Genomic DNA, 26021 nt, shown 5'->3' with positions numbered 1-26021 from the left:
GATGACCGAGGCGCAGGGCACCGAGCACGACGGGTCCTCCCGGACGGACCCCGGCGGACCGTCCGTTCCGCAGACCCGCACCGCACGCCACCGCAGGATCGTCGACATCCTCAACCGGCAGCCGGTGCGCTCGCAGAGCCAGCTGGCCAGGCTCCTCGCCGACGACGGGCTGAGCGTCACCCAGGCGACGCTCTCCCGGGACCTCGACGAGCTGGGCGCGGTGAAGATCCGCAACACCGGGGGCGAGCTGATCTACGCGGTTCCCAGCGAGGGCGGTTTCCGCACCCCGCAGGCGCCGCTCGGCGAGTCCGCGAAGGAGGAGCGGATGCGCCGGCTCTCCGGCGAACTGCTGATCTCCGCGGAGGCGTCGGCGAACCTGGTGGTGCTGCGCACCCCGCCCGGCGCGGCCCAGTTCCTCGCCTCGGCCATCGACCAGGCCGAACTGCACGACATCCTCGGCACGATCGCGGGCGACGACACGCTGTTGCTCATCTCCCGCGATCCGGCGGGCGGCCAGGCGCTGGCCGACCACCTGCTGCGGCTGGCGCAGAACGACCGCTAGGGGGTGTCCGGAAAGTAGCGTCGTCTGCCCGAAGGGCAGGGCTCGCGGCGTCCGGTGCGTGTCATCGCAAGGCGGAGGAGGGAGTCATGGCGTGCCATGGCGACCGACGACAACGCCGCGAGGGCGCGTGCCGGGCGTCGCGAGCCAGGCGGGACTTTTCGGACACCCCCTAGGACCGCTGGGGCCGGTCCGTACCGCTAGTACCGCGTGATCGCCGTCGGGCCGCCCCGCGTCCCGATGGCGAGGTGCGGGCGGCGGTCCGGATCGGCCCAGCGCAGGATGCGGCGCATCGCGTCCGCCGGCACGGACACGCAACCGGCCGTCGCCCCGCGCCCGTTGACGTGCAGGAAGATCCCGGCGCCGCGGTGGCGCACGGGCCGGTCGTAGTTGAACGCGACGACGAGCGCGTGCGCGTACTGCGTCCCGTACGTGACGAGATGCTCCGCCTCGGCGGCCCGGCAGTCGGCGGGCAGCCCCTCGACCCAGCGGTTGTACGCGCGCGAGTCGTTGTCCTGGCACCACCAGGACCGCTGTGTCACCGGCCGGTGCGGGTACGTGGCGCCGGCCGGCCGCGGCTCGATGCCGAAGGCGTAGGGCAGCCGGTAGAGCCCGGTCGGAGTGGTGCTCGTGCCCTGCCGCCGGGTCTCCCCGTCGGCGAGGCCGTTCGCCCCGAACCGCGCGGGCGCCGAGCCGGCCGCCACCCACCGCCCGCCCCGCCGGTCCCACCAGGTGACCCTCCCGGTGGTGGAGGTCAGGGCGGGCGCCTCGGCGGTGATCAGCTGCGTCCCGCCCCCGGTGTCGTCCATCCGGGCGGGCAGAGGCTCGGCACCGGGCGCGACGGGAGAGGGCGCGGAGAGGAGCGCGGTGAGCGAGGCGAGGGCGACGAGCAGCAGGCGCATGGCGCGACGCTAGACCCGCCGCGGCCCCGCCGCACGCCTACTGGCCCGGCCGGGGGAGCGGCGGCAGCGGGAGCGGCAGCCCGGGCAGCCCGTCCATGCTCGTCGCGATGTGCTCCTTCTTCGCGAAGTACGCGCTCAGCGAGGCGTCGTCCTCCCGGGCGAACCGCTTCCCGTGCAGGTCGCGGTCCTCGTCGTACGACATGAACGGCACCGCGTACCCGCAGCTGTCCCGGATCACGTCGGCGCGCACGACGATCACGGCGCGCAGACCGTGCTGCGTCACGTCGATGTCCGGGAAGTGCGCCATCAGCCCCTCCCAGCGCTCGTCGTCCCGGAACACGGCCTCGCCCTTGCCGTGCACCCGCACGATGTTCGGCGGCCCCTGGAAGGCGCACCACATGAGCGTGATCCGCCCGTTCTCCCGCAGGTGCGCGACGGTCTCGGCGGTGGACCCGGCGAAGTCCAGGTAGGCGACGGTGCGTTCGTCGAGAACGGCGAACGAGCCGCGCAGCCCCTTGGGGGAGAGATTGACCGTTCCTTCGCCGTCGAGCGGCGCGGTGGCGGTGAAGAAGAGGGGCTGCGCCTCGATGAAGGCACGCAGTCGTCCGTCGATACGTTCATGCGTTTTTCCCATGTACGCCATTCTCCCCGGTCCGCGTGGGACAGGGCCGGCCCTGCCCAGGTCCTTGGGGCGCAGCACCCCGGCGTCCTCCATCGCGGTCAGGGCGGCGTGCGCGACCGCGCGCTCGCGGCAGGCACCCAGGAAGGCGTGGAAGCGGTCGTACGCCTCGTCGGCAGCCGGACGCCGGATGCGACGTCGGATTGACGAAACATGCGTAGCATTGCATACTCATGCATGACATCCCGTCCTCCTGAGGAGCATCAGAGTGAGCAGCAACAACGGTGACGTCCGGCTCTGGGGCGGCCGGTTCGCCGACGGCCCCGCCGAGGCCCTGGCGAAGCTGTCCGCGTCGGTCCACTTCGACTGGCGCCTCGCGCCGTACGACATCGCCGGCTCCCGCGCCCACGCCCGCGTGCTCCACAAGGCCGGGCTGCTCACCGAGGACGAGCTCACGCGCATGCTGGACGGGCTCGACCGGCTGGAGGCGGACGTGGCCTCCGGCGAGTTCGTCGGGACCATCGCCGACGAGGACGTGCACACCGCCCTGGAGCGCGGCCTCCTGGAGCGGCTCGGGCCGGACCTCGGCGGCAAGCTGCGCGCCGGCCGGTCCCGCAACGACCAGGTCGCCACGCTGTTCCGGATGTACCTGCGGGACCACGCCCGGATCATCGGCGGACTGATCGCCGACCTCCAGGACGCCTTGGTCGGCCTCGCCGAGGCGCACCCGGACGTCGCCATGCCGGGCCGCACCCACCTCCAGCACGCGCAGCCGGTGCTCTTCGCCCACCACGTGCTCGCCCACGTCCAGGCCCTGTCCCGGGACGCCGAGCGGCTGCGCCAGTGGGACACCCGGACCGCGGTCTCCCCGTACGGCTCCGGCGCCCTCGCCGGCTCCTCGCTCGGGCTCGACCCGGAGGCCGTCGCCAAGGACCTCGGCTTCGAGCGCGGTTCGGCCGGCAACTCCATCGACGGCACCGCGTCGCGCGACTTCGTCGCCGAGTTCGCGTTCATCACCGCGATGATCGGGGTCGACGTCTCCCGGATCGCCGAGGAGATCATCATCTGGAACACGAAGGAGTTCTCCTTCGTCACCCTCCACGACGCCTTCTCCACCGGCTCCTCGATCATGCCGCAGAAGAAGAACCCGGACATCGCCGAGCTCGCCCGCGGCAAGTCCGGCCGCCTCATCGGCAACCTGACCGGCCTCATGGCCACCCTCAAGGCCCTGCCGCTCGCCTACAACCGGGACCTCCAGGAGGACAAGGAGCCGGTCTTCGACTCCTGCGACCAGCTGGAGATCCTGCTGCCGGCCTTCACCGGCATGATGGCCACGCTCACCGTCCATCGCGAGCGCATGGAGGAGCTGGCCCCGGCCGGCTTCTCGCTCGCCACCGACATCGCCGAGTGGCTGGTCCGGCAGGGCGTGCCCTTCCGCGTCGCGCACGAGGTCGCCGGCGAGTGCGTCAAGGTCGCCGAGTCGGAGGGCAAGGAGCTGGACGAGCTGACCGACGAGCAGTTCGCGAAGATCTCCTCTCATCTGACGCCCGAGGTCCGCTCCGTGCTCGACGTCCCCGGCGCGCTCGCCTCCCGCAGTGGCCGCGGCGGCACCGCCCCCTCCGCGGTCGCCGCCCAGCTCGTCGAGGTGAAGGCCGACCTGGTCATCCAGCACGCCTGGGCGGACGCCAAGAACGCCGGGATCTGAGCCCCCTCCCTACAGCGCCGCCGCCCAGTCCGCGAGGGCGTCGAAGTCCGGCCGGAGCAGTCCGAGCCGGGGGTCGATGTTCAGCAGCAGGGCGGCGGCGAGGTGGTTCTGCTCCACGTACTCGTGGTCGTACGACGTGATGTCGTCGTCCACCCACGCGAACGGCCGCCCCGCCGCGTACTCGAGGATGTACTGCGTCTTCCAGAACGTCCCGCGCGGGGCGGCTCCGTGCATCTTGGGCCAGTCGATGAACGGCAGCTCGGGCAGCCCCAGATGGGGCCCGATCCACTCGTTCGCCTCGTTCTTCCAGGTCGTCGCCCAGACCAGCTCGTACTGGGCGGCCAGCTCCCGCAGCTCCGCCCCGTGCCCGGGGTTCAGCCACACCCGCAGGGGCTTTCCGTCGAACCAGCCCGAGGGGCGCATCCGGTGCGTGCGGTAGCCCTCCGGCCGGCGCTGGGCCTGCGCCGCGTACGGGTTCAGCGGGCCGTCGACATCGATCAGCAGCAGGGGCTTCAGGCCCGCATCCGTAGTCATGTACACAGCATTCCTGTTCCGCCTCGGTGAGGCATCGATATTTCTGGTGAGACATTGATGTCTCACCCGGGGTATGCTCGTCTCATGGCAGTCGACCGCACCCAGGTACTCCGCTCCGCCGCCGCGACGCTCAGCCTCCGAGCGACCGCCACCATGGACGACGTCGCACGGGCCGCCGGCATCGGCCGCGCCACGCTGCACCGGCTCTTCGCCGGGCGCGACGCGCTGATCCGCGCGCTGGAGGAGATGGCGCTCCAGGAGCTGGACGCCGCCTTCGACGGCGCGGCGCTGGAGGACGGCCCCGCGGACGAGGCCGTCCGCCGGCTCGTCGCCGAAGTGGAGCCGCTCGCCCCGCTGTTGTCCTTCCTCGTCACCGAGAACCAGCTGTTCGAGGGGGAGGGGCAGAACGAGGGCTGGGCCCGGCTCGACGCTCGCGTCTCCGCGCTCTTCCGGCGCGGCCAGGAGCAGGGCGTCTTCCGGATCGACCTGACGCCCGCCTGGCTCACCGAGGCCTTCTACGGACTCGTCGGGAGCTGCGCCTGGGCCGTCATGGACGGGCGGGTCGCCGCCAAGGACTACCAATACATGATCGTCGAGCTGCTGCTCGGCGGAGCGCGCAGGAGCGTGGAGCCATGACCGTGATCGACCGGCACCGAGAGCATACCGAGGCGAGTCCCCGGCCCGGCCGCTGGCTCGCCCTCGCCGTCCTCGTCCTGGCCGTGCTGCTGGTGGCGGTGGACGCCACCGTGCTCGGCCTCGCGACGCCCTTCCTCTCCGAGGACCTGAAGCCGTCCGGCACCCAGCTGCTGTGGATCGGCGACGTCTACTCCTTCGTCATCGCCGGACTGCTGGTCTCCATGGGCAGTCTCGGCGACCGCATCGGCCGCAAGAAGCTGCTGCTCACCGGCGCCGCCGCGTTCGGCGCCGTCTCCGTGCTCAACGCCTACGCCACCAGCCCGGAGATGATGATCGCGGCCCGCGCCCTGCTCGGCGTGGCCGGCGCGACCCTCATGCCGTCCACCCTCGCGCTGATCCGCAACCTCTTCCACGACCCGCGCGAGCGCAGCCTCGCCGTCGGCATCTGGGGCGCCATGGCCTCCGCCGGCGCGGCCGTCGGCCCGGTCGTCGGCGGCTTCCTGCTCGAACACTTCTGGTGGGGCTCGGTCTTCCTCATCAACCTGCCCGTGATGGCGGTTCTCGTCGTCGTCGGCGTCAAGCTGATCCCCGAGTCGAAGAACCCGAACCCCGGCCCCTGGGACCTGCCCAGCGTCGGTCTGTCCCTCGTCGGCATGATCGGCGTCGTGTACGCGATCAAGGAGCTGGCCGCGCACGGCCCCACGGTCGACGTGGGCGCCGCCGTCCTCCTCGGCGCGGGCGCCCTGACCTGGTTCGTCCGCCGTCAGCTCACCCTGCCGGCGCCGCTGCTCGACATGCGGCTGTTCCGCAACCGCGGCTTCTCCGCGGCCGTCCTCGCCGACCTGCTGACCATCCTCGGCCTGTCCGGACTGATCTTCTTCCTCTCCCAGTTCCTGCAACTGGTCCAGGGCCGCCAGCCGTTGGAGGCCGGGCTCGCCGAACTCCCGGCCGCCGTCGGCGCGGTGACCGCCGGACTGATCGCCGGCTCCGCCGCCCGCCGGTACTCCGTCCGCTCCGTGGTGGCCGGCGGCCTCGCCGCGGTCGGCCTGTCCCTCGCGGCGCTGACCACCCTGCACAGCGGCAGCGGCTACCCGCTGCTGGGCGCCAGCCTGCTCGTCGTCGGCGTCGGCGCGGGCTTCGCGTTCACGGTCACGGCCGACGTGATCCTGTCCAGCGTGCCCAAGGAACAGGCCGGTTCGGCCTCCGCCGTCTCCGAGACCGCGTACGAACTGGGCGCGGCGCTCGGCATCGCCCTGCTCGGCTCCATCGTCACCGGCGTCTACCAGGGCTTCGCCGCCCCGGCGGGCGTCCCGTCCGGCGCGGTGGCCGCCGCCCACGACTCGCTCGGCGGCGCGGTCGAGGCGTCCGCGGACCTCGCTCCGGGGACCGCCGCGGCGCTGCTCGGCGCGGCCCAGGACGCCTTCACCGACGGCCTGCGCATCGCCGCCGGCGTCGGCGCGGCGGTCCTGCTCGCGACCGCGGTCGCGGCCTGGTTCCTGCTGAAGGGCCAGCGGCTGGCCGACGGCCCCGAGCACTGACCGTCTAACACTGATGGCGCGTCAGCGCGCCCCGTTCCCCTTGGAATTGACAGGGGGAACGGGTGCGCGAAACCATCCCCGCGATGGAGATCAACGACCTGACGCCGGCCGAACGCCGCATCTGGGAGGCGTTCCCGCACGACGAGGGCGTCGACTTCCGCGCGCATCCCGACGAGGACCCCGGCACCGGAGCGTCCTGGGGCCCCGAGCGCACCGTGCGCGCCGAGGTACTGCGCGCCCTGCTCCTCGACGGCCCGGACCGCGAGGGGGCGACCCCCGGCCTGAAGGTCACCGGCGCCCGCGTCACCGGAGTGCTCCGCCTCAAGTACGGGGACGTCGACCACCCGCTGCGCCTGCGCGGCTGCTGGTTCGACGAGCGCCCCGACTTCTACGCCGCCCGGATGCGCACGCTCGTCCTGACCGACTCGGTGCTCCCCGGCCTGGAGGCGTCGAACCTGCGCCTCGACGTGTCGCTGCGGCTGTCCTGCTGCCGGATCACCGGCCCGCTCCAGTTGTCCGGCGCCCAGGTCGCCAACGGGGTCTTCCTCAACGACGCCGTCCTCGGCGGCCCGGTCCCCGTCGACCCCGAGGACCCCGACGCCCCGGTCCTGCTGCTCAACCACGCCACGATCGGCACCGACGTCCGGGCCAAGCGGCTGGTCGCCCACGGCCGCGTCCTGCTGAACGCGACCACCGTCGGCGGCCAGGTCCTGCTGGACGACGCCGTGCTCGACTGCCCCGGCGGCACCGCCCTGCACGCCGAGACCCTGGCCGTCGGCACCGACCTGCGCGCCATGCGACTGCGCGCCACCGGCCGGGTCAACCTCACCGGCGCCCGCATACCCGGCCAGCTCAACCTCGCCCACGCCCGGCTCGCCAACCCCGGCGGCACCGCCCTACGGGCCAGCAGCTGCACCGTCGGCGAGATCTGGCTGCGCGACTGCCCCCGGGTCGAGGGCTCGGTCAACCTCCGCCGCACCCAGTGCGACCTGCTCTTCGCCGCCCCGGAGGTCTGGCCCGACCAGGTCCGCCTCGACGGCCTGACCTACCGCAGTCTCGGCCCGCACCTGCCCGCCGAGGAGCGGCTCCCCGCCCTGGAACGCGACGCGCACGGCTACACGCCCTTCGCGTACGAACAACTGGCCGCCGCCTACCGCACGGCCGGCGACGACGCGGCCGTACGCACCGTCCAGCTGGCCAAGCTCCGCCGCCACCGGCGCACCCTGCCGCTCTTCGCCCGCGCCTGGGGCCTGCTCCAGGACGCCACCGTCGGCTACGGCTTCCGGCCCACGCGCGCGGCCGGCTGGCTGGCGGCGCTGCTGCTGACCGGCTCCCTCGCCTTCGCCCTGCACCACCCCCGGCCGCTCAAGGCCGGCGAGGCGCCGGACTTCAACCCGGTCTTCTACACCCTCGACCTGCTCCTGCCGATCATCGGCTTCGGGCAGGAGGCGGCCTACGCGCCGAGCGGGACCCAGCAGTGGCTCTCGTACCTCCTGATCGTCACCGGCTGGACCCTGGCGACCACCATCGCGGCGGGCATCACGCGTTCCCTCAGCCGCCAGTAGCGTCCGGCGGCGCGCGGCAGACCGAAGGGCCGGACCCCCCACGGGGATCCGGCCCTTCGGCGAACGCCGTGCCGCGGGCTCAGGCGGCTTCCTTCGCCTTCGTGGCGTACATGTCGACGTACTCCTGCCCCGACAGCCGCATCACCTCGGCCATCACCGAGTCCGTCACCGCGCGCAGCACGTACCGGTCGCGGTCCATGCCGTCGTAGCGGGAGAACTCCATCGGCTCGCCGAAGCGGACCGTCACCCGGCCCGGCCGCGGCATGCCCGCGCCGCCCGGCTGGATCTTGTCCGTGCCGATCATCGCGAACGGCACCACGGGCGCACCGGTCATCAGCGTCAGCCGCGCGATGCCGGTACGGCCCCGGTACAGCCGGCCGTCGGGGGAGCGGGTGCCCTCCGGGTAGATCGCGAACGCCTTGCCCTCCTCCAGCACGCGGCGGCCGGTCATCAGCGCCGCGACACCGCCCCGGCCGCCGTCCCGGTCCACCGGGATCATGCCGACGCCGGTGAAGAACCACGCCATCAGCCGGCCCTTGAGGCCCTTGCCCGTCACGTACTCGTCCTTGCCGATGAAGTACACCGGGCGGTCCGTGCACAGCGGCATGATCATGGAGTCGATGAAGGTGAGATGGTTTCCGGCCAGGATCACGGGGCCCGTGCCCGGGATGTGCTCCGCGCCCTCCACGCGTGGGCGGAACATCAGACGCAGGATCGGTCCGAGCACTGCCTTGATGAGCGCGAGACGGGACAACGGTTCCTCCGGTGTCGGGGACGGTAGGCGTGGTGCGGCGTGCGAAGTGCAGGTGAGGACGATACTCGCGGGTCACCGCGATCCGCACATCGGGTTCACACGAAGGCAACGGCACGTTGACGTGAGTTTGCGCCCCGTTCGCCGAAGGTCTGCCGCCAGGAAGGCGGCTCGGCCTACGGTCGTCAGCGCCCGCGGACAGGCGCGGGACTTCGGACGACAGCGGCAGAAGGAGCCTTCATGACCCAGGGTTCGCGTACAAACCCGGCCCGGCGGACCGTCCTCGGCGCGGCGGGAGCCGCCGTCCTCGGCTCCGCGGCCCTCGGCGCCACGGAGGCGCACGCCGGCGCGCACACCACCGGGCACGCCGCCGCGCCCTCCGCCGGGCCGGCAGCGGACCGCGCCGCCGGCCGGGGCCACCGCGCCCTGCCGGTCCCCACCGTCATCGCCCACCGCGGCGCCAGCGGCTACCGCCCCGAGCACACCCTCGGCTCCTACCAGCTCGCCCTGGACATGGGCGCGCACGTCGTCGAGCAGGACCTCGTCCCCACCAAGGACGGACACCTGGTGTGCCGCCACGAGAACGACATCACCGGCACCACCGACGTCGCCGACCACCCGGAGTTCGCCTCCCGGAGGACCACCAAGACCGTCGACGGCACCGCGTACACCGGCTGGTTCACCGAGGACTTCACGCTCGCCGAGCTGAAGACCCTGCGCGCCAAGGAGCGCATCCCCGGCACCCGCCAGGAGAACACGCTCTACGACGGCCGCTGGACCGTCCCCACCTTCGAGGAGGTGCTGCGCTGGGCCGACCAGGAGGGCCGCCGGCGCGGCCGCGAGGTGTGGCTGCACGTCGAGACCAAGCACCCCACGTACTTCCGCGGCCTCGGCCTCGGCCTGGAGGAGCGGCTCGCCAAGCTGCTGCGCCGCCACGGCCGGCACCGCGCCCACTCCCCGGTCTTCCTGCAGTCCTTCGAGCCCAGCAGCATCCAGCGCCTGGCGAAGCTCGTGGACTCCCCGCGCGTGGTCCTGCTCTCCGGTGCGAGCACCCGCCCGTGGGACTTCGTCCAGGCCGGCGACCCGCGCACCGTCGCCGACCTGGTCACGCCCGAGGGCCTGGCGTGGATCGCCTCGTACGCGCAGGGCATCGGCCCCACGCTCGACCTGGTGATACCCAAGGACGCGGGCGGGAAGCTCGGCGCCCCGACCACCCTGGTCCGCGACGCCCACGCGCAGGGCCTGATCCTGCACCCGTACACGCACCGCAACGAGAACGCCTTCCTGCCCGCCGACTTCCGCCGGGGCACCGACCCGACGGCGTACGGAGACTCCTTCGGCGCTTTGAAGACCTACCTGGCCACCGGCATCGACGGCATCTTCTCCGACAACCCCGACACGGCCCTGCTCGCCGCCGCCGACCTGGCAGACCGCGACGGGCACTGAGCGTCCGCGACGGGCGGTGCACCCGACCGGGTGGTTGCCGCGGCAGCGCGCAACCACCCCGCGGCCGCCGCCCGTCGTGCCGGGCATGACGACTGACGAACCCCCCGCCCCCGAGCGGGCCCCGCGCCTGGTCGCCGAACTCGCCCCGCTGCTCGCCGCCGAGTCGCACGCCGAGGCCGCCGGCGCCGGCATCGAGCCCGGCGACCTCGAACAGGCCGTCTGGCTCCGGCTCCTGGAGCGGCTGCACGACGACGACGCCCCCGCCCGCCCCGCCGACTGGCTGCGCCGCGCCGTCCGCGACGAGGCCCGCCGGGCCCGCCGCACCGCGGGCCGTGAGGGCGCCTACCCGCAGGAACCCGCCGCCCCGCACAGCGCCCACGGCTCCCCGGAGCGCTCCGCGCTCGTCGCCGAACGCCGCCGCACCCTGCGCGCCGCGGTGCGCCGCACTCCCGGCCAGTGCCCCCGGGTGCTCACCGCGATGCTCTCGCCGGAGGACCCCACCTACCGCGAAATCGCAGGGGAGTTGGGTATCTCACAAGGCAGTCTGGGGCCGATGCGTTCCCGCTGCCTGGGATGTCTGCGCAGAATGCTGGCCGCAGAGGTTCCCGCTCCCGAACCGAGGGGAAAGGAGCGGTAGACCGGCCAGTGGACCAGGTGAGCGGAAGGCAGCGCACATGGGCATGAGCGTGACCATCTCGGCGGCGACCGGGCAGGACGCCGAGCGGATACTCAAGCTGCAGTACCTCTGCTACCAGAGCGAGGCGGAGCTGTACGGCGACTGGGGCCTGGAACCGCTCACCCAGTCCCTCGACGACCTGCGGGCCGAACTGGAGCGCGGGCACGCCCTGGTGGCCCGGCTCGGCGACGAGGTCGTCGCGTCGGTGCGCGCCGAGGCGGACGAGGCGGGGACGGTGCACATCGACAAACTGATCGTCCACCCGAGACTGCGCCGGCACGGCCTCGGCGGCCGGCTCCTCGACGCCATCGAGCGTCACTACGCCGCCGAGCCCGCCCCCGCCGCCAAGCGCTTCCAGCTGTTCACCGGCCACCGCAGCGACGGCAACCTGCGCCTGTGCCGCAGCCGCGGCTACGAGCAGGTCGCCACCCGGCAGGTCGGCCCCCGGTTCACCCTGGTGACCCTGGAGAAGGCCGCCTAGCGGTCAGACCGCCGCCGCACCCGCCGCCCGGGACCGGCGCAGCCACAGGATGCCGGTCACCGGGAGCAGGACCGGGATGAAGACGTAGCCGTACCCGTACTCCGACCAGACCGTGGCGTCAGGGAAGGCGGACGGGTCGAGCACCGTCCACGTGCCCACGATCAGGACGCCCGCCAGTTCGGCGGCGCAGCACACCAGCGCCGCCCGGCGGGCCGTCTCGCCGCCCCGGACGAGGGTGTACGTGATGAAGACGTACACCACGGCCGCCGCCGCCGTCAGCGAGTAGGCGAGCGGCGCGCGGTCGAACTCGGTGGCGATCTGGTAGGCGGACCGCGAGACCGCGCCCACCGACATCACGCCGTACAGCCAGACGAGCAGCAGACCGGGGCCCTTGACGAGCCGCGCCGCCCGCCCGCTCTCCGTCGTCTCCGCGTCGGTCGCGGTCATCGTCAGCCCACCGTCCAGATGTCGAAGAGGCGCACCTCCAGGACCGCGAGCACCACCGCGCCCGCCGCCACCGTCGCCGAGCCCCAGCGGCTGCGTTCCGCCAGCGACATGAAGCCCGCCGCCGGGACCGCGCACAGCGCGCCCAGCAGATACGCCACGAAGATCACCGTGCCCTCCTCGGCCTCCTGGCCGCGGGCCAGCTGCACGACCCCGATGACCAGCTGGACCAGGGCGAGCACCGACACCACGGCCATGCCGATGAAGTGCCAGTCCTTGGTCGGCTGGTCGCGGTACGCGGCGAAGCCGCACCAGGCGGCGAGGGCGAGCGCGGCCACGGAGACCGCGACCGTCAGGGCGTCAAGCATGGGCCCGAGGGTATTACGCGGCGGGGGACCGGACGCCCCCGGCCCCGGCCCGCCGGCCCCGGGCGTGCCCCGGGGGTGGCCTTGGCCACACCGGACGGCCCGCCCGCCCCCCGGACGGCTCCCTCGCCGGCCGCGTCCGGCCAGGCAGGGAGCGGAACGAAGCCCTCCGGGCCCCGGGCCGGTGTCCGCCTGGTGTCCCAGCGGTGTCCGCTATTCGGACACCGCCCTTCCGTTCGAAATGCCCCGTGCTTTACTTGCAGCCATGACCACGACGAGCGACCGCACCCCTGCGACCGAGGCGAACCTGACGCCCGGTGCTCGTTGTATGTGTCGAATGTGCGCCAACTGAGGGCCCCCGCCTGAGACTCGCGCCCCGAAGCGAGCCCCCGACGGCCGAACCGTCCGTGTGCCCCGCGGCACCGGAACGTGGCTGCCCCGCGCATCCCCGCGCCTGACTGTCCCTTTTGCGAATGTTCGTGCCCGGCGGACCCATGCGCCGCGCACTCGACAGTACGGAAACCCCTGTGATCACCACTTCGGGCCTCACCAAGGTCTACGAGTCACGAGGCCGCCAGGTCACCGCTCTGGACGGCGTCGACCTCCACGTCCGGGAGGGCGAGGTCTTCGGCGTGATCGGCCAGAGCGGCGCCGGCAAGTCCTCCCTGATCCGCTGCGTCAACCTCCTGGAGCGCCCCACCTCCGGCACCGTGACCGTCGACGGGGTCGACCTCACCGCCCTGGCCGGCCGCGGCCGCCGGGCCGGCGCCGAACTGCGGCGCGCCCGCACCGGCATCGGCATGGTCTTCCAGCACTTCAACCTGCTGTCCTCGCGCACCGTCCAGGACAACATCGAACTGCCCCTGGAGATCCTCGGCGTCTCCGGCGCCGAGCGCAGCCGCCGCGCCCTCGAACTGCTCGACCTCGTCGGCCTCGCCGACAAGGCCGGGGCCTACCCCGGCCAGCTCTCCGGCGGCCAGAAGCAGCGCGTCGGCATCGCCCGCGCCCTCGCCGGCAAGCCCAAGGTGCTGCTCTCCGACGAGGCCACCAGCGCCCTCGACCCCGAGACCACCCGCTCCATCCTCCAGCTCCTGCGCGACCTCAACCGGCAGCTCGGCCTCACCGTCCTGCTCATCACGCACGAGATGGAGGTCGTCAAGACGATCTGCGACTCCGCCGCGCTGATGCAGAAGGGCCGCATCGTCGAGTCCGGCACGGTCAGCGAACTGCTCGCCACCCCCGGCTCCGAGCTGGCCGCCGAGCTCTTCCCGCTCACCGGCGCCGCCACCGGCCCCGAGCGGACCGTCGTCGACGTCACCTTCCACGGCGAGGCCGCCACCCAGCCGGTCATTTCGCAGCTCGCGCGCACGTACAACATCGACATCTCGATCCTCGGCGCCGCGATGGACACCGTCGCCGGCAAGCAGATCGGCCGCATGCGCATCGAGCTGCCCGGCCGCTACGAGGACAACGTCGTGCCCGTCGGCTTCCTGCGCGAGCAGGGCCTCCAGGTCGACGTCGTCGACGCCGACGAGGCCCCCGTGACCGCCGCGATCCCCGTCCAGCAGCCCGCGCTCGCGAAGGAAGACGCCCAGTGACCTGGTCCGAAATGCAGCCGCTCCTCGAACAGGGCACGATCGACACCCTCTACATGGTGCTGTGGGCCACGGTCGTCTCCGTGCTCGGCGGACTCCCGCTCGGCATCCTCCTCGTCCTCACCGACAAGGGCGGACTGCTGCAGAACACCGCCGTCAACAAGGTCCTCGGCGTGATCGTGAACATCGGCCGCTCGCTGCCGTTCATCATCCTGCTGATCGCCCTGATCCCCTTCACCACCTTCGTCGTCGGCACCTTCATCGGCCCGACCGCGATGATCGTCCCGCTCGCCATCGGCGCCATCCCGTTCTTCGCGCGCCTCGTCGAGACCGCGATCCGCGAGGTCGACCACGGACTGGTCGAAGCCGTCCAGGCCATGGGCGGCTCGGTGCCCACGATCATCCGCAAGGTCCTGCTCCCGCAGGCCCTGCCCTCGCTCGTCTCCGCCGTCACCACCACCGTGATCGTGCTCATCGGCTACTCGGCCATGGCCGGCGCGGTCGGCGGCGAAGGCCTCGGCTCCAAGGCCATCACCTACGGCTACCAGCGCTTCGACACCCAGTTCATGCTCGTCACCGTCGTCGTCCTGATCGCCATCGTGACCGTGGTCCAGCTGGTGGGAGACGGCATCGTCCGGCTCCTGTCCCGCCGCGGCCGCACCGCGTAGCACCCGCGCACCCCGCGCGGTCCCCCGGTACCGCAGTACCGCAGTACCCGCACCACCCCACAGCCCGCACTTGTCGTGCTCGGGCGAAGTCCGCACCACCGGAAAGAGGCACTCTTCGTGCGTAGGAACACCAAGCTCACCGCCGCTGCCGCCGCCACCGCCGCGCTCGCCCTGGGCCTGACGGCCTGCGGCACCTCCTCCGACCCCGCCGCCAAGGGCGAGGGCGGAGCCGCCGACGCGTCCCAGCCGCTCGTCGTCGCCGCGTCCCCGACGCCGCACGCCGACATCCTCAACTTCGTCAAGGACAAGCTCGCCGCGAAGGCCGGCCTCAAGCTGGAGGTGAGGGAGTTCACGGACTACGTCCTGCCGAACACCGCCACCGAGTCCGGCCAGGTCGACGCCAACTACTTCCAGCACAAGCCGTACCTCGACGACTTCAACAAGAAGAACGGCACCCACATCGTCCCGGTGGCCAACGTCCACCTGGAGCCCCTCGGCCTCTACTCCAAGAAGCTGAAGGCCCTCAAGGACCTCAAGCCCGGCCAGACCGTCGCCGTGCCCAACGACACCACCAACGAGGGCCGCGCGCTCCAGCTGCTCGCCGCCAACGGGGTGATCACCCTCAAGCCCGGCGTCGGCACCGAGGCCAAGCTCTCCGACATCACCGACAAGAAGGGCCTGGAGTTCAAGGAGCTGGAGGCCGCCACCGTGCCCCGCGCCCTGAACGACGTCGACGCCGCGGTCATCAACGGCAACTACGCCATCGAGGCCAAGCTGAAGCCCGCCACCGACGCGCTCGTCCTGGAGAAGGCGGAGGGCAACCCCTACGCCAACTTCCTCGCCGTCAAGCAGGGCGACGAGAAGGACCCGCGGGTCGCCAAGCTCGTCGAGCTGCTCGCCTCCCCCGAGGTGAAGAAGTACATCGAGGACACCTACGCCGGATCGGTCGTCCCCGCCGCCGGCACGCCCGTCAAGTAACCGGCGGCCGCAGGCGACGTGCCGTCAGACGGCGCTCGCAGTACTGTCCTTGTGACGAAGGCCCCGCGCATCCCGTCCGGTGCGCGGGGCCTTCGCCGCGACCCACCCGGCCATGCGCACGGACAGCGCCATGCTGCATGCTGTGCGTTCACGGTCTCTTCCGACGGTTCTTCGGCATGGAGCTGCGCATGACTACCACCTTTCCGGACATCTCCATCAGCACGGACAGGCTGGTGCTGCGCCCGTACGAAGAGGCCGACATCCCCGCGTTCGTGGAGATGATGAACGACGAACTCGTCACCGCCTGGACCTCCGTACCGCACCCGTACACCCGCTCCGACGCCGAGGACTGGGTGCGCAGGATCGCTCCTGCGGAGAGAACCGAAGGCCGCGGCATCGTCTTCGCGGTGACCGAGTTCCTGACCCAGCGTCTGGTCGGCACGGTCCACCTGCACCACACCAACTGGCGCACCGGCGCCACCGAGGTCGCGTACGTCACCGCCCCCTGGGCCCGCGGCGAGGGCTACGCCACCGAGTCCGTCCTCGCCGTCGCCCAGTGGCTCTTCCGCGACCGCGGCTTCGAACGCCTCGAACTGCGCACCGCCGCCGACAACACCGCCTCCCAGCAGGTCGCCCAGAAGATCGGCTGCATCAGCGAGGGCGTGCTGCGCAACGCCTGGATCGTGCGCCACCAGACCGAGACCGGCGAGTGGACCGACCTCCGGACCGACCTCATCGTCTGGAGCCTGCTCCCCGAGGACCTGGAGGGCGTCGCGGACCAGATGGCCGACGCCGGGTACTCCTCGTTCGCCGACTGGAGCTGATCGGTACGGTGGTCCGGGGAGCCCCGCCGGTCCGCCGCGCTCCTTCGCCGAACCGGACCGCTCCGGGTACCCTCACCCTGCCCCGACCAGCCACGACCTCAGGAGACACGCGACGATGGCCGACCGGGTCACGGTGATCGGCTGGGACGGATCTCCCCTCACCGCGGCGGCCCGGTCCGCGCTCTCGGCCGCGACGCTGGTGGCCGGCGCCGCGCACCACCTGGCCCTGCCCGAGGTGCCGTCCGGCGCCGAACGCATCCGCCTCGGCAGCCTCGACCTCGCCGCCCGCCGCATCGCCCAGCACCGCGGCACCGCCGTCGTCCTCGCCGACGGCGACCCCGGCTTCTTCGGCGTCGTCCGCACCCTGCGGGCCCCCGAGCACGGCCTGGAGATCGAGGTCGTCCCCGCCGTCTCCTCCGTCGCCGCCGCCTTCGCCCGGGCCGGCATGCCCTGGGACGACGCGAAGATCGTCGTCGCCCACCAGCGCACCCTGCGCCGCGCCGTCAACGTCTGCCGGGCCCACCCCAAGGTCGCCGTGCTCACCTCGCCCGGCGCCGGCCCCGCCGAACTCGCCCTCCTCCTCGACGGAGTGCACCGCACCTTCGTCATCTGCGAGGAACTCGGCACCGACCGCGAACAGGTCAGCGTCCTCACCTCCGACAAGGCCGCCGACCACGTCTGGCGCGACCCCAACGTGGTCATCGTCATCGGCGGCGCCGGCGCCCCGGCGCAGCCGCACCCGAGCGGCTGGCTGATGGGCCACGACACCCCCGCCGTACGCGACTGGGTCCTCCCGGCCGGCGAGTACGCCGACGACCCCGGCCCCGGCGACGGCCGGTCCCCGGCCCTGCGCGCCGCCCAACTGGCCCGCCTCGCGCCCCGCGTCGGCGACCTCGTCTGGGACATCGGCAGCGGCGCCGGCGCGCTCGCCGTGGAGGCCGCCCGGTTCGGCGCGGCCGTCATCGCCGTCGACGCCGACCCCGCCGCCTGCGCCCGCACCGAGGCCGCCGCCCGCCGCCACCACGTCCAGCTCCAGGCCGTCGCCGGCCGCGCCCCGCACGTACTGGAACGGCTGCCCGAACCCGACGTCGTGCGCGTCGGCGCGGGCGGCGCCCCGGTCGTCGCCGCGTGCACCGACCGCCGCCCCGAGCGCATCGTCGCCCACGCCTCCACCCGCGACGACGCCGAGGCCATCGGCAAGGCCCTGTCCGACGGCGGATACACCGTCGAATGCGCCCTGCTCCAGTCCGTGGAACTCGACCCGGGGAACTGGTCGGAGCGCGAGCGCTCGGTGGTGTTCCTGCTGTCGGGACGCCGTATCGATCGCGCCCCGTGAACCCGGGCGCACCGTACGCCAGGTAGGCTGGCCGATCGTTGTACCGCACCCAGGCGTCCGGCGTTTGGTTCGCCAATGTCCGGAAAAGGTGGCCCGATTGGGTCGCTCCTGTGGTAGGGGTCAACCGGGGGACGCGCGACGTGGCGCAGTCCACAGCGCACCGTGGCGGATCTCCCTGCCACGATGGCGGAAGGCCGCGAGAATGCAGATGCTCGCGTGCTGTTCGTGCCGCGCGGCGCGCCGGCTCGTTCTTGTGGACGGGCGAAAGTCTGAAGGAGCACAACCGATGGGCGAGGGGTACGCATGACGGACACCGGCCAGGTCCCGGGCGAGGGGCTGCCGGAGAACGCAGGCATGGTGGAGCAGCCGGGCATCCCCGCACCGGGCGCGTACACCTTCCTGGACCCCTCCGGCGGCGCTTCCGAGGACGACGAGATCCTCCTCATGCCGGGCGCGCAGGGCGCGTGGAGCGAGCACCAGCCGGGCGTCGTCCCGGCGCCGCCGATCGCCGTCCCCGCCCCGCAGATGGGCGACCCGCTGACGGACCCCCTGCCCGACCCCCTCACCGACCCGCTGCCGCCGGCCCCGCAGCACGCGTACGAGACGGCGGGCATGATGGGCGCGCACGAGGGCGTCGTGGGCGGGCACGAAGGCGTCATGGGTGCGCACGAGGCCGCCGGCCGGGACTCCGGAGCGCTGGACCTCGGCGCCGTACGGACGCCCCAGGCCGCCGCCTCCGCCGCGCCGACGCCGCCGCCCGCGCGCCGTCCCCTCCACATGGGCCCGCCGGCCCCGGACAGCACCGGCGGTGTGGTCCGCTCCCTGTCCGATCGCGGCCCGGCCGCGGCCCCGCAGGCCGCCCCCGCGCCGATGCGGACCCAGGGCCCGCCGACCACCGGCCCCGAGTACCTGGACGTGCCCCGCGACGACGCGGCCGCGCTGCCCGGCCCGCGCCTCGGCGAGGTCCCGCAGGGCGCGGTCCCGTGGCCCGCGGCCGCCCCGGAGGCCGCCGCGCCGCAGGAGCAGCAGGCCCCGGTGGAGGCGCAGGTTCCGGCGCAGGCGCCCGAGCCGGTGGCGGAGCCGGCGGCCGTGGCGGAGCCCGTCGCCGCCGCGGAGCCTGAGGCCGTGGCGGAGCCCGTGGGTGCGGCCGCGCCCGCGCCCGCAGAAACGGTCGTGCCGCCGCAGGGCGGCGAGCCCGTACCGGCGGCTCAGTTCGTCCCGGTCGAGGGCCAGGTCCCGACGACCCCGCACCTCGCCCCGACGCAGGCCGAGCCGGTCGCGCCCGAGCAGCCCGCCGCCGAGGCGGTCGCGGAGCCGGCGGCGGAGCCCGTCGCGGAGCCCCAGCCGGTCGCCGTCGCCGAGCCCGAGCAGCCGGTCGAGCCGGCCCCCGCGCCGGAGCCCGAGGCCGCCGTCGCCGCCGAGGAGCAGGCCCCCGTGGCCGAGGCCGTGGCGGAGGCCGCCGTACCGGCGGAGCCGCTCGCCGAGCAGACCGAACAGGGCCCCGAACAGCAGGCCCAGCAGGTCGTCGACCAGGCCGAGCAGATCGAGCAGTCGGCGGAGCAGGTCGAGCAGTCGGCGGAGCAGGTCGAGCAGGTGGCCGAGCCGGTCACCGCGCCGGTCGAGACCCCCGAGATCATCGAGGCGGCGGAGGCGCCGGAGCAGGCCGCGCCGGAGCAGCCGGTGGAGCCGGCAGAGCCGGTCGGGACGGCCCCCGAGGCGGAGGCCGTGGCCGAGACCCCGGCCCCGGTCGCCGAGGACACCGCCCCCGTCGCACCCGCGGAGAGCGCCGCCCCCGTGGCGGCCGGGGGCGCCGCCCAGGCGGAGCCCGCCGAGGAGCCCCAGGAGCCCGCGCAGCAGGACGCCCCCGCCGCCTCCGCCCCCGCGCCGGGGTACGACGAGGCGGAGCGCGAGGCCGTGCTGCGCGTGATGCGCGAACGCCGCGACATCCGCAACGGCTTCCGCAGCGACCCCATCCCGCACGAGGTGCTGCTGCGCGTCCTGGAGGCCGCGCACACCGCGCCCAGCGTCGGTCACTCCCAGCCGTGGGACTTCGTCGTCATCCGCTCCGCCGAGACGCGGCGCACGATGCACGAACTGGCCACGCGGCAGCGCGAGGCGTACGCCAAGTCGCTCCCCAAGGGCCGGGCGAAGCAGTTCAAGGAACTGAAGATCGAGGCGATCCTCGACACCCCGGTCAACATCGTCGTGACCGCCGACCCGACCCGGGGCGGCCGGCACACCCTGGGCCGGCACACCCAGCCCCAGATGGCCCCGTACTCCTCGGCCCTCGCCGTCGAGAACCTGTGGCTCGCCGCCCGCGCCGAGGGCCTCGGCGTCGGCTGGGTCAGCTTCTTCGACGAGCGCGAGATGGTCCGGGCGCTGGGTCTGCCGGAGCACCTGGAGGTCGTCGCGTACCTGTGCGTCGGGTACGTGGACGAGTTCCCGGAGGAGCCGGAGCTGATGCAGGCGGGCTGGTCGAAGCGCCGGCCGCTGTCGTGGGTCGTCCACGAGGAGACGTACGGCCGCCGGGCGCTGCCCGGCGAGGAGCCGCACGACCTGCTGCAGGAGACGGTCGCCAACATCCGCCCGCTGGACGCCAAGGCGCTCGGCGAGGCGTGGGAGCGGCAGAAGCGCATGACGAAGCCGGCCGGGGCGCTGGGCATGCTGGAGATCATCTCCGCGCAGCTGTCCGGGCTGTCCCGGATGTGCCCGCCGCCGATCCCGGAGCCCGCGGCCGTCGCGATCTTCGCCGGCGACCACGGGGTGCACGCCCAGGGCGTCACGGCCTGGCCGCAGGAGGTGACCGGCCAGATGGTCGCGAACTTCCTCGGCGGGGGAGCGGTCTGCAACGCGTTCGCCAACCAGGTCGGCGCGGAGGTCTGCGTCGTCGACGTGGGCGTCGCCTCCGACCTGCCGGCGACCCCGGGCCTGCTGCCGCGGAAGGTCCGCCCGGGCACGGGCGACTTCACGACCGGTCTCGCGATGACCCGCGAGGAAGTCGTGGCGGCGATCGAGGTCGGCATCGAGACCGCCCGCGACCTGGTCGCGGCGGGCAACCGCGCGCTGCTGACCGGCGAGATGGGCATCGCGAACACCACGGCGTCGGCCGCGCTGATCTCCGTGTACACGGGCGTCGACGCGGCGGAGGTCACCGGGCGCGGCACGGGCATCAACGACGAGATGCACGCCCGGAAGGTGGACGTGGTCCGGCGGGCCCTCGACCTCCACCAGCCGGACCCGGCGGACCCGATCGGCGTGCTCGCGGCGGTCGGCGGCCTGGAGCACGCGGCGCTGGTGGGCCTGATCCTCGGCGGCGCGTCGCTGCGGACGCCGGTGATCCTGGACGGCGTGTCGACGGGCGCGGCGGCGCTGGTCGCCCGGGCGATCGCGCCCGAGGCCCTGGCGGCGTGCATCGCGGGTCACCGCAGCGCGGAGCCGGGTCACGTGGCGGCCCTCAACAAGCTGGGCCTGCGCCCGCTGGTGGACCTCGACCTCCGCCTCGGCGAGGGCACCGGCGCGCTTCTCGCGCTGCCGGTGGTCCAGAGCGCGGCGCGAGCGATGCACGAGGTGGCCACCTTCGATTCCGCAGGCGTCACGGAAAAGTAACCCGCCCCGACGAGGGCCCTGGGACGCGGCCACCCCAGGGCCCACGGTCGCCAGCACCGCCGGGCGCCCAGCGTCGCCGCGCCCTCCTCCCCCCGTTGTGGGCAGTCGTTCCGCTGGGGCGGAACGGGTGGGCACAACGGAATGGCGCCCTTGCGCGCGCCTGCGCCCCGTTGCCGTGACCCGCACCCGGTGCCGGGCGCGGCCGGACAGGGCACCGCCCCGTGGGCACCCCGGGCCCGGAAGCGGTACGCGCCGCATGGGCGCGGCCCCGTGTGCCCACCCGTCCCGCCCTGCGGGACGGTTGCCCACACGGGTGGCGGCGGGGCCCCGGGGCCGAGGCCCCGTACTGCCGCGGACCCGAGGGACATGGGTCACAGCGTCGGCGGGGGGTCGCACCGATATCGTGGGGCGACGGGCCCCACACCCCGCCCCACCAGCCGCTTCACCGCCGCAGCGGCCCACCGCACCGCCACGCCGCTAGGAGCCGCCACGCCATGACCGAGACCGCGCCGCACGCCGCGTACCCCGCCTACCCCGTCGGACTCCGTCTCGCCGGCCGCCGCGTCGTCGTCATCGGCGGCGGACAGGTCGCGCAGCGCCGTCTTCCGGCCCTCGTCGCCGCCGGCGCGGACGTCACCCTGATCTCCCCCTCCGCCACCCCCTCCGTGGAGGCCATGGCCGAGGCCGGCGAGATCCGCTGGACGAAGCGCCGCTACCAGGACGGCGACCTCGCCGACGCCTGGTACGTCCTGGTCGCCACCGGCGACCCCGCCGCCAACGCCGCCGTCTCCGCCGAGGCCGAGCGCACCCGCACCTGGTGCGTCCGCTCCGACGACGCCGAGGCGGCCACCGCCTGGACCCCGGCGACCGGCCACAGCGAGGGCGTGACCGTCGCCGTGCTCACCGGCCACGACCCCCGCCGCTCCGCGGCCGTGCGCGACGCCGTCGTCGAGGGCCTGCGCGACGGCTCCCTCGCCGCGCCCGTGCACCGCTCCCGCACCCCCTTCGTCGCCCTCGTCGGCGGCGGCCCCGGCGACCCGGACCTCATCACCGTCCGCGGCCGGCGCCTCCTCGCCGAGGCCGACGTCGTCATCGCCGACCGCCTCGGCCCCCGCGACCTCCTCAGCGAACTGCCCCCGCACGTCGAGGTGATCGACGCGGCGAAGATCCCGTACGGCCGCTTCATGGCCCAGGAGGCCATCAACAACGCGCTCATCGAGCACGCCAAGGCCGGCCGCTCGGTCGTCCGTCTCAAGGGCGGAGACCCGTTCGTCTTCGGCCGCGGCATGGAGGAGGCCCAGGCGCTCGCCGCCGAGGGCATCGCCTGCACGGTCGTGCCGGGCATCTCCAGCTCCATCTCCGTGCCCGGCGCCGCCGGCATCCCCGTCACCCACCGCGGCGTGGCGCACGAGTTCACCGTCGTCAGCGGGCACGTCGCCCCCGACGACCCGCGCTCCCTCGTCGACTGGGCGTCCCTCGCCAAGCTCACCGGCACCCTCGTGATCCTCATGGGCGTCGACAAGATCGGGAAGATCGCCGAGGCGCTCATCGCCCACGGCAAGGACCCCGGCACCCCGCTGGCCCTGGTCCAGGAGGGCACCACGGCGACCCAGCGCCGGGTCGACGCCACGCTCGCCACGGTCGCCGAGACCGTGAAGGCCGAGGACGTCCGCCCGCCCGCCGTCATCGTCATCGGCGACGTCGTGACCGAGGGCCCGGACAAACTGGTCAAGTAACTGCCGGTAACCCGGCTCTCCCGCACATTGGCACCACCCCCCGGACAAGGCAGTATCGACCCGTGGCAGATCTCATCACCGTCGACGACCCCGACGACCCGCGCCTGCGCGACTACACCGGCCTGACCGACGTCGAACTGCGCAGACGGCGCGAGCCCGCCGAGGGCCTGTTCATCGCCGAGGGCGAGAAGGTGATCCGGCGCGCCAAGCAGGCCGGCTACGAGATGCGGTCGATGCTGCTCTCCGCGAAGTGGGTCGACGTCATGCGCGACGTCATCGACGAGGTCCCGGCCCCCGTGTACGCGGTGCAGCCGGACCTCGCCGAGCGGGTCACCGGCTACCACGTGCACCGCGGCGCCCTCGCCTCCATGCAGCGCAAGCCGCTGCCGACCGCCGAGGAACTGCTGCGCACCGCACGGCGCGTGGTCGTCATGGAGTCGGTCAACGACCACACCAACATCGGCGCCATCTTCCGCAGCGCCGCCGCCCTCGGGATGGACGCGGTCCTGCTCTCCCCGGACTGCGCGGACCCGCTGTACCGCCGCTCCGTGAAGGTCTCCATGGGCGCGGTCTTCTCCGTCCCGTACGCCCGGCTCGACTCCTGGCCCAAGGGCCTGGAAGCGGTCCGCGAGGCGGGCTTCAAGCTGCTCGCCCTCACCCCGGCCGAGCGCGCCGCCTCCATCGACGAGGCGGCCCCGCACAAGCTGGAACGGGTCGCGCTGATGCTCGGCGCGGAGGGCGACGGACTGTCCCGGCAGGCCCTGATGGCCGCCGACGAATGGGTCCGCATCCCCATGGCCCACGGGGTGGACTCCCTCAACGTGGGCGCGGCGGCCGCCGTCGCGTTCTACGCCGTCGCCACCGGCCGCCCGCAGGACTGACGGCCTGTACGGGCCCCGGCTCAGCCCGGGGGCTCCTGGGGGCTCCCGGGGTCAGCCCTGCAGGGCCTGCAGGGCGGTGATCCCCAGGGCCACCAGCAGCGTCACCACCACGAACACCACCAGCCGCTGCCGCAGCAGCCGGGGGTTCGCGGGGCGGCGGCCCGTCGACGTCGTCCGCACGCCGGGCCGGGAACCCGTCGGACGGCCGCCGCCGGTGCGTGCGCCCTGGGGCCGGGAGCCCCCGCCCGTACGCGCCCCGCCCGCGCGGGACGACGGGCCCTGCTTGCGCGGCGCGCCGCCGGAGCCGCCGTTCGTGCCCAGCGTCGCGCGCTCCGTGTACCGCTCCGTGGGCCGGAGCGTGGCGCGGGCCTGCTCGGTCCGCTCCCGCTGCGCCGGCGGACGCGCCTCGGGCAGGCCCTGGGCCTCCCGCGCCGCGATCTCCTTCAGCCGCATCGACAGCTGCAGCGTGCTCGGCCGCTCCTCCGGGTCCTTCGCCAGGCACGCCCGCACCAGCGGCGCGAGCGCGTCCGGGACGCCGTGCAGCTGCGGCTCCTCGTGCACGACGCGGTAGAGCATGACCTCCGAACTGCCGTGCCCGAAGGGCGAGTCGCCCATCGCCGCGTACGCCAGCGTGGCGCCGAGCGAGAACACGTCCGTCGCCGGGGTCACCGCGGCGCCGCGCACCTGCTCGGGGGCGAGGAAACCGGGGGAGCCGACCGCGGTCCCCACGTGCGTCAGCGTGCTCGCCCCGGTCGCCCAGGCGATGCCGAAGTCGATGATGCGCGGGCCCTTGGGGGAGAGCAGAATGTTCGACGGCTTGAGGTCCCGGTGCACCACACCGGCCTCGTGGACCGCGACCAGGCCCTCCGACAGCGCCGCGCCGATCGCCGCGACGTCCGCGGCCCGCAGCGGGCCCTCCTCGGCGACCCGGTCGTGCAGCGAGGGCCCCGGCACGTACTGGGTCGCGAACCACGGCCGGTCGGCCTCCAGGTCGGCCGCGACGAGACGCGCGGTGCAGCCGCCGCGGATGCGCCGCGCGGCGGACACCTCGCGGGCGAACCGCGAGCGGAACTCCTGGTCCTCCGCGAGATCCGGCCGGATCACCTTCAGCGCCACGCGCTGACCGCGCCGGTCCGAGCCGAGATAGACGACGCCCATCCCGCCCGCCCCGAGGCGCCGGTGGAGCCGGAACGACCCGACGATCCGCGGATCCTCGCGCCGGAGCCGCATCATCGCCATGTCCGTCCCCTGGTCGTCCGTTCTGACGTGGCACAGCTTACGTACCGTCGCCCCGGTGCGCTCATAGGCCGCGCCCTCTCGGCCCGATCGATTGTCAGTGCGCGGTGCGAGAATTGAGGGGTGGTCAGGGGCCGGCCGCGGGCCGGCCCCCGAATCCGGCACGTTCCCAATGGCCCGTCCCAGAAGGGGGATTGGATCGATGAAGGGTGACCGGGTGGAGATCGTCGTGGACGCGGGGGACACGACGCGGACGTACGAAGTGGTGGCAAGCCGGGCGGGCCGCAGGGTGGAGACGGCGGTCCGCCGGGGGGTGGTGGAAGTGAGCGAAGTCACGCGCACCGGGGTCGTGGTCCGCACCGCGCGCTTCATGGCGAACCGGGTCCTGGCCCTGGTGGAGCAGCCCGTGCCGCGGGCGGCCTCCGGCGAGGCCGCGGAGACCGGCACCGCGGCCTGACCTGCGCGGACGGCGCGGGGGAGGGGCGGCGCCCGGGGAGTCCCCTCGGGGAAGTCCCGCAGTCCGGAGGAGCCGTCTCCACCCAGGGGAGTACGCCGCGGGGTGCGGGCTCATCCTCCGGGAGGCCCGGAAGCCGGTACGCGGGCATGACGCCGCGGCCGTCCCGCGTCCCTACTGTGGAAGACAAGCGGCGGGTGGTGCACTCGTCCCCCGAGGTCAGACACCCGCCGCTGTCGGACATGACAGGGAGAGGAACCATGGCGCACACGGCATCCCGCGAGATGTCCCGCACCGAGGGACGCCGCCACCCCCTGGTGGCGACCGCCATGGTCCTCCCCCTCGCTGCCCTGCTCGTCGTCGTCTTCGGCGGCTGGGAAGCGGTGGTCACACAGGCGTCGTCCGTGGGCGTGATGCTGGGGCGCTGAGCGGCGCCCCGGACCCGGGAGAGCGGCCCGGGTCGGGGACATCCGGCCACCAACCCCG

At 73.7% G+C, this 26021-nt stretch carries 25 protein-coding genes; 18 read left to right on the top strand and 7 right to left on the bottom strand.

All coding sequences use genetic code 11. The annotated features are described in order from the left end of the window. The first annotated feature begins 1 nt into the window (after window position 1). Window positions 2–562, top strand: a complete 561-nt coding sequence (locus ACNJ93_RS04775) for an arginine repressor (RefSeq protein WP_418956058.1) — start codon at window positions 2–4, stop codon at window positions 560–562. Window positions 563–759: 197 nt separating this feature from the next. Here the strand turns inward: ACNJ93_RS04775 and ACNJ93_RS04770 are convergent, their stop codons facing one another. After that, entirely contained in the window at window positions 760–1461 is a 702-nt protein-coding gene (locus ACNJ93_RS04770; RefSeq protein WP_418956057.1) for a L,D-transpeptidase family protein, read from the bottom strand. 37 nt (window positions 1462–1498) lie between these two features. Next, on the bottom strand, window positions 1499–2095 hold the full coding sequence (locus tag ACNJ93_RS04765) for a pyridoxamine 5'-phosphate oxidase family protein (protein ID WP_418956056.1): 597 nt from the start codon (window positions 2093–2095) through the stop codon (window positions 1499–1501). A 253-nt stretch (window positions 2096–2348) separates the two neighbouring features. Here ACNJ93_RS04765 and argH point away from each other — a divergent pair, with 253 nt between their 5' ends. Further along, window positions 2349–3785, top strand: a complete 1437-nt coding sequence (gene argH / locus ACNJ93_RS04760) for an argininosuccinate lyase (RefSeq protein ID WP_418956055.1) — start codon at window positions 2349–2351, stop codon at window positions 3783–3785. Window positions 3786–3794: 9 nt separating this feature from the next. Here argH and ACNJ93_RS04755 read toward each other — a convergent pair whose 3' ends face one another. Beyond that, window positions 3795–4301: an HAD domain-containing protein gene (locus ACNJ93_RS04755; RefSeq protein ID WP_418961310.1), complete on the bottom strand. Its 507-nt coding sequence runs from the start codon at window positions 4299–4301 to the stop codon at window positions 3795–3797. Window positions 4302–4403: 102 nt separating this feature from the next. Between ACNJ93_RS04755 and ACNJ93_RS04750 the strand changes: the two genes are divergently transcribed. The 3 genes from ACNJ93_RS04750 to ACNJ93_RS04740 all read left to right on the top strand — a co-directional run bounded on the left by ACNJ93_RS04750 (window position 4404) and on the right by ACNJ93_RS04740 (window position 8058). Next, the gene (locus ACNJ93_RS04750; RefSeq protein WP_418956054.1) at window positions 4404–4955 is read left to right on the top strand and encodes a TetR/AcrR family transcriptional regulator; all 552 of its coding nucleotides are present in this window, start codon (window positions 4404–4406) and stop codon (window positions 4953–4955) included. Beyond that, complete coding sequence (locus tag ACNJ93_RS04745; RefSeq protein ID WP_418956053.1) at window positions 4952–6493, top strand: MFS transporter; 1542 nt, start codon at window positions 4952–4954, stop codon at window positions 6491–6493. The genes ACNJ93_RS04750 and ACNJ93_RS04745 overlap by 4 nt, the downstream gene beginning before the upstream one ends. Before the next feature lie 83 nt (window positions 6494–6576). Beyond that, on the top strand, window positions 6577–8058 hold the full coding sequence (locus tag ACNJ93_RS04740) for a membrane-associated oxidoreductase (protein ID WP_418961309.1): 1482 nt from the start codon (window positions 6577–6579) through the stop codon (window positions 8056–8058). 79 nt (window positions 8059–8137) lie between these two features. Here the strand turns inward: ACNJ93_RS04740 and ACNJ93_RS04735 are convergent, their stop codons facing one another. Next, entirely contained in the window at window positions 8138–8812 is a 675-nt protein-coding gene (locus ACNJ93_RS04735) for a lysophospholipid acyltransferase family protein (RefSeq protein WP_418956052.1), read from the bottom strand. Window positions 8813–9049: 237 nt separating this feature from the next. Here ACNJ93_RS04735 and ACNJ93_RS04730 point away from each other — a divergent pair, with 237 nt between their 5' ends. The 3 genes from ACNJ93_RS04730 to ACNJ93_RS04720 all read left to right on the top strand — a co-directional run bounded on the left by ACNJ93_RS04730 (window position 9050) and on the right by ACNJ93_RS04720 (window position 11412). Beyond that, window positions 9050–10255: a glycerophosphodiester phosphodiesterase gene (locus ACNJ93_RS04730; RefSeq protein ID WP_418956051.1), complete on the top strand. Its 1206-nt coding sequence runs from the start codon at window positions 9050–9052 to the stop codon at window positions 10253–10255. Between the two features lie 85 nt (window positions 10256–10340). Beyond that, a complete protein-coding gene (locus ACNJ93_RS04725; RefSeq protein WP_418956050.1) occupies window positions 10341–10892 on the top strand; it encodes a sigma-70 family RNA polymerase sigma factor in 552 nt (183 codons plus the stop codon). Between the two features lie 37 nt (window positions 10893–10929). Next, complete coding sequence (locus tag ACNJ93_RS04720) at window positions 10930–11412, top strand: GNAT family N-acetyltransferase (protein ID WP_418956049.1); 483 nt, start codon at window positions 10930–10932, stop codon at window positions 11410–11412. 3 nt (window positions 11413–11415) lie between these two features. On the opposite strand, the gene ACNJ93_RS04715 is transcribed toward ACNJ93_RS04720, so the two are convergent. Beyond that, window positions 11416–11859, bottom strand: a complete 444-nt coding sequence (locus ACNJ93_RS04715) for a hypothetical protein (RefSeq protein WP_418956048.1) — start codon at window positions 11857–11859, stop codon at window positions 11416–11418. 2 nt (window positions 11860–11861) lie between these two features. Continuing rightward, on the bottom strand, window positions 11862–12224 hold the full coding sequence (locus ACNJ93_RS04710) for a hypothetical protein (RefSeq protein ID WP_418956047.1): 363 nt from the start codon (window positions 12222–12224) through the stop codon (window positions 11862–11864). 524 nt (window positions 12225–12748) lie between these two features. On the opposite strand from ACNJ93_RS04710, the gene ACNJ93_RS04705 reads away from it, so the two are divergent. From ACNJ93_RS04705 to ACNJ93_RS04670, 8 genes are all read left to right on the top strand, one after another. Beyond that, complete coding sequence (locus tag ACNJ93_RS04705; RefSeq protein WP_418956046.1) at window positions 12749–13819, top strand: methionine ABC transporter ATP-binding protein; 1071 nt, start codon at window positions 12749–12751, stop codon at window positions 13817–13819. Then, window positions 13816–14484 carry a methionine ABC transporter permease gene (locus tag ACNJ93_RS04700; protein WP_418956045.1) on the top strand — a complete coding sequence of 223 codons (669 nt, stop codon included), beginning with the start codon at window positions 13816–13818 and terminating at the stop codon, window positions 14482–14484. Before ACNJ93_RS04705 ends, ACNJ93_RS04700 begins: the two co-directional genes overlap by 4 nt. A gap of 117 nt (window positions 14485–14601) precedes the next feature. Beyond that, complete coding sequence (locus ACNJ93_RS04695) at window positions 14602–15462, top strand: MetQ/NlpA family ABC transporter substrate-binding protein (protein ID WP_418956044.1); 861 nt, start codon at window positions 14602–14604, stop codon at window positions 15460–15462. A 137-nt stretch (window positions 15463–15599) separates the two neighbouring features. After that, window positions 15600–16286, top strand: coding sequence for a GNAT family N-acetyltransferase (locus ACNJ93_RS04690; protein ID WP_418956043.1), 687 nt, complete (start codon window positions 15600–15602; stop codon window positions 16284–16286). 115 nt (window positions 16287–16401) lie between these two features. Beyond that, window positions 16402–17622 carry a precorrin-6y C5,15-methyltransferase (decarboxylating) subunit CbiE gene (gene cbiE, locus ACNJ93_RS04685; RefSeq protein ID WP_418956042.1) on the top strand — a complete coding sequence of 407 codons (1221 nt, stop codon included), beginning with the start codon at window positions 16402–16404 and terminating at the stop codon, window positions 17620–17622. 303 nt (window positions 17623–17925) lie between these two features. Next, window positions 17926–21228, top strand: coding sequence for a nicotinate-nucleotide--dimethylbenzimidazole phosphoribosyltransferase (gene cobT / locus ACNJ93_RS04680; RefSeq protein ID WP_418956041.1), 3303 nt, complete (start codon window positions 17926–17928; stop codon window positions 21226–21228). Window positions 21229–21722: 494 nt separating this feature from the next. After that, window positions 21723–22964, top strand: a complete 1242-nt coding sequence (gene cobA / locus ACNJ93_RS04675) for a uroporphyrinogen-III C-methyltransferase (protein WP_418956040.1) — start codon at window positions 21723–21725, stop codon at window positions 22962–22964. A gap of 62 nt (window positions 22965–23026) precedes the next feature. Continuing rightward, a complete protein-coding gene (locus ACNJ93_RS04670; protein ID WP_418956039.1) occupies window positions 23027–23845 on the top strand; it encodes a TrmH family RNA methyltransferase in 819 nt (272 codons plus the stop codon). Between the two features lie 51 nt (window positions 23846–23896). Here the strand turns inward: ACNJ93_RS04670 and ACNJ93_RS04665 are convergent, their stop codons facing one another. Further along, complete coding sequence (locus ACNJ93_RS04665; protein ID WP_418956038.1) at window positions 23897–25084, bottom strand: serine/threonine-protein kinase; 1188 nt, start codon at window positions 25082–25084, stop codon at window positions 23897–23899. A gap of 199 nt (window positions 25085–25283) precedes the next feature. Between ACNJ93_RS04665 and ACNJ93_RS04660 the strand changes: the two genes are divergently transcribed. Together ACNJ93_RS04660 and ACNJ93_RS04655 are read left to right on the top strand one after the other, a co-directional pair. After that, the gene (locus tag ACNJ93_RS04660; protein WP_418956037.1) at window positions 25284–25538 is read left to right on the top strand and encodes a hypothetical protein; all 255 of its coding nucleotides are present in this window, start codon (window positions 25284–25286) and stop codon (window positions 25536–25538) included. Window positions 25539–25795: 257 nt separating this feature from the next. Beyond that, window positions 25796–25963 (top strand): hypothetical protein, encoded by a 168-nt coding sequence (locus ACNJ93_RS04655; RefSeq protein ID WP_418956036.1) that lies wholly within the window; start codon window positions 25796–25798, stop codon window positions 25961–25963. The last annotated feature ends 58 nt before the right edge of the window (window positions 25964–26021 follow it).

Source organism: Streptomyces tritici (genome assembly GCF_048500665.1).
GTDB lineage: Bacteria > Actinomycetota > Actinomycetes > Streptomycetales > Streptomycetaceae > Streptomyces > Streptomyces tritici.
The sequence above is the reverse complement of the archived record's forward strand: the minus strand, read 5'-3'. Positions and strand labels throughout refer to the sequence as shown.